A 929-nucleotide genomic window follows, 5' to 3' on the forward strand; every position below is an offset into this window, starting at 1 on the left:
ACCGCCGTCGGCCGCGGAAGCTGAACAGCGTTCTTCTTGTCTGCCATGACATGGTCCTTCCCGGACAGGATCAACGTCCTGTCCAACGGACCACACCCAGGTCAAACACGGAAATCTACGCAGTCCCTAAGCTGAACCGCTGCCGTCTAGGTCCAGCCCTCAACCTGCTGCGGCGCGGATACCGAGACCGACCAGGATTGCGCCGGTCAGCCGGTCGAGCGCCCTGCGCACCCGGAGGGTACGCAGCAGCCGGGCCGCCGCGCCCGAGACAACGGTCCAGCCAGCAAGCCAGCAGGTGTGCAGTACCGCGTGCGCCGAGGCCAGCACCAGCATCGGAATCAGCACCGAGCGGTGCGAGTCGAGGAACTGCGGGGCAAGGGTCAGATACACGGCGGCAGCCTTGGGATTGAGCACGTTGCCGAGCAGTCCTTGGAGGTACGGGTGGTGCCCGCGCCACGGCAGCCGCCGAGGCCGGCGGGTGGCCAGGTCGTTCGGTGTGGCCGAGTCGGTCGGGTGCCGGCGACGGGTCGCCGACCAGAGCAGCCACAGACCGAGCCCGACCAGATAGCCGGCACCGACCAGCTTCACGATCCAGAACGCCTGTGACGAGCGCAGCACCAGCGCGGCGAGGCCGACGGCTGCGAGAGTCGCGTGCACGTAGATCCCGGTGACCGTACCCAGGATCACCCACCAACCCTGCCGGCGCCCACCGACGGCGACCCGCGATACGACCAGGGTCAGGCTGGTCCCCGGCGTCATGGTGATCGGCGCGAGGGCGACCAGGAAGCCGAGCACGGGGGCGCCCTGCATCCTCAGACCACCACCCGGTAGTGGGTGGTCAGCAGCCCCGCATCGTCGTAGACGTGGAACGCCACCCCGGGCGGCTGCCGCAGGTCGACCAGCGGCCCGTCACCCTCCCAGGGCAGCCG

Annotated in this window: 1 protein-coding gene; it reads right to left on the minus strand. The window is 69.3% G+C overall.

Annotated features, from left to right (window positions below):
• Positions 1-159: 159 nt before the first annotated feature.
• Positions 160-810 carry a LysE family translocator gene (locus GVV04_RS31945; protein WP_161692719.1) on the minus strand — a complete coding sequence of 217 codons (651 nt, stop codon included), beginning with the start codon at positions 808-810 and terminating at the stop codon, positions 160-162.
• Positions 811-929: the final 119 nt, after the last annotated feature.

Origin of the sequence: Micromonospora rubida (assembly GCF_009908295.1) — a bacterium.
Classification (GTDB): domain Bacteria; phylum Actinomycetota; class Actinomycetes; order Mycobacteriales; family Micromonosporaceae; genus Micromonospora; species Micromonospora rubida.